General features: G+C 75.4%; 5 protein-coding genes. 2 read left to right on the top strand and 3 right to left on the bottom strand.

Annotated features, from left to right (window positions below; translation table 11 throughout):
• Together MNZ29_RS23670 and MNZ29_RS23665 are read right to left on the bottom strand one after the other, a co-directional pair.
• A partial coding sequence (locus MNZ29_RS23670) for an FHA domain-containing protein (RefSeq protein ID WP_242357036.1) occupies positions 1-413 on the bottom strand: 413 nt, incomplete at its 3' end.
• Complete coding sequence (locus MNZ29_RS23665; protein ID WP_242341516.1) at positions 410-2,116, bottom strand: serine/threonine-protein kinase; 1,707 nt, start codon at positions 2,114-2,116, stop codon at positions 410-412. The genes MNZ29_RS23670 and MNZ29_RS23665, both read right to left, overlap by 4 nt.
• 193 nt (positions 2,117-2,309) lie before the next feature.
• Here MNZ29_RS23665 and MNZ29_RS23660 point away from each other — a divergent pair, with 193 nt between their 5' ends.
• Positions 2,310-2,522, top strand: coding sequence for a hypothetical protein (locus MNZ29_RS23660; RefSeq protein WP_242341515.1), 213 nt, complete (start codon positions 2,310-2,312; stop codon positions 2,520-2,522).
• 93 nt (positions 2,523-2,615) lie between these two features.
• Complete coding sequence (locus tag MNZ29_RS23655; protein ID WP_242357034.1) at positions 2,616-3,053, top strand: PAS domain S-box protein; 438 nt, start codon at positions 2,616-2,618, stop codon at positions 3,051-3,053.
• Here the strand turns inward: MNZ29_RS23655 and MNZ29_RS23650 are convergent.
• Positions 2,995-3,849, bottom strand: coding sequence for a methyltransferase domain-containing protein (locus MNZ29_RS23650; protein WP_242341513.1), 855 nt, complete (start codon positions 3,847-3,849; stop codon positions 2,995-2,997). The genes MNZ29_RS23655 and MNZ29_RS23650 overlap by 59 nt on opposite strands.
• Between the last annotated feature and the right edge of the window lie 116 nt (positions 3,850-3,965).

Raw genomic sequence — 3,965 nt, 5'->3', positions numbered from 1 at the left:
GGGCGCTGCGCCGCAGGATCCGGGGCGGTGGCCGGGGCCGGGGTCTCGCCGCTCGGCGGGCGCGGCGTGGGCGGCAGCGGCGGCGGCGAGCCGGGGGCCGCCGTGACGGCCTCGCCGAACAGCGCGAGATCGTAGCTCCCGATCTGGACGAGGTCGCCTTCGCGCAGGCGCCGGCGGGAGGTGATCCGCTCGCCGTTGACCCGCGTGCCGGTGAGGCTCCCCAGGTCCTCCACGTGAACGGACCCGCTCGCGCGCAGGAACCGCGCGTGGCGCCGCGAGACGTCGCGATCCGAGAGCCGCACGGCGACGCCCTCGGCGGCGCGGCCGACGACGAGCTCGTCGCCGGTGAACGGCACCGTCGAGCGGGTCCCCGCCTCGTCCTCGACGACGAGCCGCATCGCGCCCGCGGTCACGGCCTCGGCTTGCCCCCGTCGAGGCGCGCGAGCTTGCGCGCGAACTGCGACCCGTCCTTCGCCGGCAGCACCACGAACTGGTCGATCTCGTGGCCCGTGAGCGTGAGGTCGATGCGGTGGCGCTCGTCGAGCCGCACGCCCGGGATCGTGATGGGGGTCTTCCCGGCGGGCCGCTCGTCGAACCGCACCTCGGCGCCGGGCGGATCGCTCTCGACGCGGAGCGCGCCGAACGCCGAGGCGAGCTCGGAGTGCACGCGCGTCACGAGCCGGCCCGGGGTGGGCTGGGTGGCGAGCGTGACTCCGCGGAGCCCCTCGCCGCCGAGCGCGATCTCGTGGGGGCGCGCGAGCCGGACGTCCTCGATCACCGCGGGCGTGGTGAGGCCGGTCGGCGCGCCGTCGAGCGTGACGTCCGCGCCGGGAGGATCGGAGGTCACGACGAGGACGCCCGATCGCAGCCAGGGATCGGCGTAGCGCAGCCCGGCGAAGCCGGCGACCGCCACCACGAGGCCGACGAGGAAGGCGGTGCGCAGCCGGACACCGGCCTTCACGACCGTCCGCGTGCGCGGCGCGCGCGAGGGCGCGCGGCGCGGCTCGGGGGAGGGCGCGGCCTCGACCTGCGGCTCCCAGGCCTTCACCGGGGTCTGCTCGGCCGCGCCCGGGAGCACGCCGGCCGCCGCCGCCGCGTTCGTGAGGACCTTCATGATGAGCGGGTCGTGGGCGCGGGCCGCGCGCTGGCGCTGCACCTTGTCCGCGAACACCGCCTTCATCTGGCTGGCGAGGAGATCCTGGATCGACGAGTGCGGCGTGGGGAACAGCACGTCCACGAGCGCGTCCGCGAACGAGCGGGCGTCGGGGTAGCGGTCGTCGGGATCGTAGGCGAGCGCGGTGGCGACGATCGCGTCGAGGTCCTTCGGCAGCCGGGGGTCGATCGCGGTCGGCGGGACGACCTTCGCCTTGCGCGCCTGGACGAGGGACTCGACGTCGGTGGCCTTCGGGAACGGCTTCTGCTTCGTGAGGAGCTCGTAGAGGAGGATCCCCGCCGCGAAGAGGTCGACGCGGTGGTCCCAGCGCTTCTCGAGCGAGGCCTGCTCGGGCGCGACGTACCCGAGCTTCCCCATCAGCATCCCCTCCTTGTAGTTGGAGAGGTTCGTCGCCGCGCGCGCGATGCCGAAGTCGAGGAGCTTCACCTCGCCCTCGTACGACACGAGCGCGTTGTCCGGGGAGACGTCGCAGTGCACGATGCGGAGCGGGTTGCCCTGGCCGTCGGTCTTCCGGTGCGCGTAGTCGAGGCCCTGCAGGAGCTGCAGGACGAGGAACATCGCCTGCTCGGGCGTGAGCTGCGTGCCGGCCTTGGCGAACGCGGCCATCATCTCCTTGAGGGAGACGCCGTTCACGAGCTCCATCGAGATGAAGAAGTTCCCCTCGAAGCTGCCGCACTCGTAGATCTGCGCGATGTTCGAGTGCGTGAGCTGGACGGTCAGCTTCGCCTCGTTCACGAGCATCTTGATGAAGCCCTGATCCTGCGCTCGCGCGGGCAGGATCCGCTTCACCACGAGCTCCTTCTCGAAGCCGCCGGCCCCTGGGACGCGCGCCCGGTAGATCTCGGCCATCCCCCCCACGGCGAGCCGTTGCAGGAGGAAGAACTTGCCGAAGAGGTGCGGCTTGAAGTCGGCGCCGCTCGCCTGGGGTGCGGCCTGGGGCACGATCCCGCGGATGTTAGCCCGCGCCCCCGCAGGGCCACAAGGCGGGCGACCGCGGGACGTGGCGGCGACCCCTCTCACGCTGCGTGAGGCGCGCGCCCCGGGCGCGGCGCGCGGGGTGTAGTGCGTCCGCGCACGAGCGTCTCCAAGGTGGATGTGCGGCCGCCACGCGATGGCGGCGGAGAGCGAGGACCCGATGGCCGAGAGCCGCGAGAGCCGCGACGCGAACGACCCGCGCGACCAGCTGCGCGCGTTGAACAAGGCGGAGCGAGCCGAGTTCGAGGCCGAGGAGCAGGGAGACACGGGCGGCGGCGAGCACGCCGGCCCCGGCGAGCGGGCGCGGCTCGCGGCGGAGCGCGAGGCGGGCGGGCCGGGCGCACCCGGCTCCGCCGGAGCGCGCAAGCCATAGCGGGACGCCGGTGCGGGGCGTCACCCATCGGGCCGGCGGGCGCCGCCTCCGTGCGGCGCGGGCGGCGGGCTAAGCTCGCGCGACGGAGGCACCATGGACGACCCTGGGTTCGGCGCGCTCGCGGCGCGGATCATCGAGGAGACGGGTGACGCCGTCCTGTTCGCGGATCGCGACGGCGTGCTGCGGCTGTGGAATCGCGGCGCGGAGCGGATGTTCGGGTGGAGCGCGGCGGAGGTCATCGGGAAGTCGATGGACCTCATCATCCCCGAGCGGCTCCGCGCGCGGCACTGGGACGGCTGGAACCGCGTCATGGAGACGGGCGTCACCCGCTACGGCACGGAGGTCCTGGCGGTCCCGGCGATCCGCAAGGACGGGCAGACGATCTCGATCGAGTTCACGATCCAGCTCATCCGCGATGCGTCGGGGCACATCCTGGGGCCGTCGGCGGTGATCCGCGACGTGACCGCCCGCTTCAAGCGGGAGAAGGAGCTGCGCGCGCGCCTGAAGGAGCTCGAGGCGACGCGGACGTAGCCGCCGGCCGCCGGGCGATCGCGTACAGCACGTGGTAGGTCGCGGGCACGCCGCCCGGGCCCCCGTGCCGCTCCTCGTAGCGCCGGATCGTCTCGAGCGTGGCGCGCCGCCCCGAGAGCCCGGTGCGGCCGGGCACGGCGCTCGTCGCGCCCACCGCCTTGAGGGCGCGGAGCACCGCGCGCGCGTCCGCGTGGCGCTCGACGAGCTCCTCGTCGCGCGTGGCCTCCAGCGTGAGCCCCGCCGCCCCGAGCGCGCGCGCGAGCTCCTCGAGCGCGAGGAAGCGGTGCACCGGCGCTGGGCTCCCGGCGGAGGCGTCGCGGAAGGCCTCGCGGAGCTCGAAGAGGGTGCGCTCCCCGAAGAGCGCGACGCACAGGACTCCGCCCGGCGCGAGGACCCGGCGCGCCTCCTCGAGCGCGGTCGCCACGCGCGGCAGCCACTGGAGCGTGGAGGTGGTCACCACGAGATCGAACGCGCCGTCGCGGAACGGGAGCGCCTCCGCGTCCGCCGCGGCCACCCCCGCCCGCGGGGCGGCGCGGCGCGTGGCGCCGCACATGCCGGGCGCGAGATCCACGGCCGCGGCGGCGAGCCCGGGCCTCGCGGCGAGGAGCCGGGAGAGGAGCGCGCCCGTGCCGGCGCCCACGTCGAGCACGCGGCGCGCGCCCGGCGCCGCGCCGGCGAGGAGCGCCAGCACCTGGTCCTGCACGGCGCGCTGCACCTCGGCCCGGGCGTCGTAGGACGCGGCGGAGCGTGAGAAGGCGGCGCGGACGCGCCGCTTGTCGACCGGGTTCAGGCGCATGCGGCGAGGAGCGGCGCGAGCGCGGCGGCGAACGCGTCCGGGCGCGAGAGGAAGGGGGCGTGGCCCGCCCCGGGGATGACGGCGAGGTGCGCGCCGGGCAGCGCCCCGGCGAGCGC

Source organism: Anaeromyxobacter sp. SG64 (genome assembly GCF_022690745.1).
Classification (GTDB): domain Bacteria; phylum Myxococcota; class Myxococcia; order Myxococcales; family Anaeromyxobacteraceae; genus Anaeromyxobacter; species Anaeromyxobacter soli.
Note: the sequence above shows the minus strand (reverse complement) of the source record. Positions and strands in the feature narration are given on the sequence as shown.

Coding starts and splice junctions, on each gene's coding strand:
- MNZ29_RS23655 (WP_242357034.1), top strand. CDS start 2,616: ATGGACGACCCTGGGTTCGGCGCGCTCGCGGCGCGGATCATCGAGGAG.
- MNZ29_RS23650 (WP_242341513.1), bottom strand. CDS start 3,849: ATGCGCCTGAACCCGGTCGACAAGCGGCGCGTCCGCGCCGCCTTCTCA.
- MNZ29_RS23660 (WP_242341515.1), top strand. CDS start 2,310: ATGGCCGAGAGCCGCGAGAGCCGCGACGCGAACGACCCGCGCGACCAG.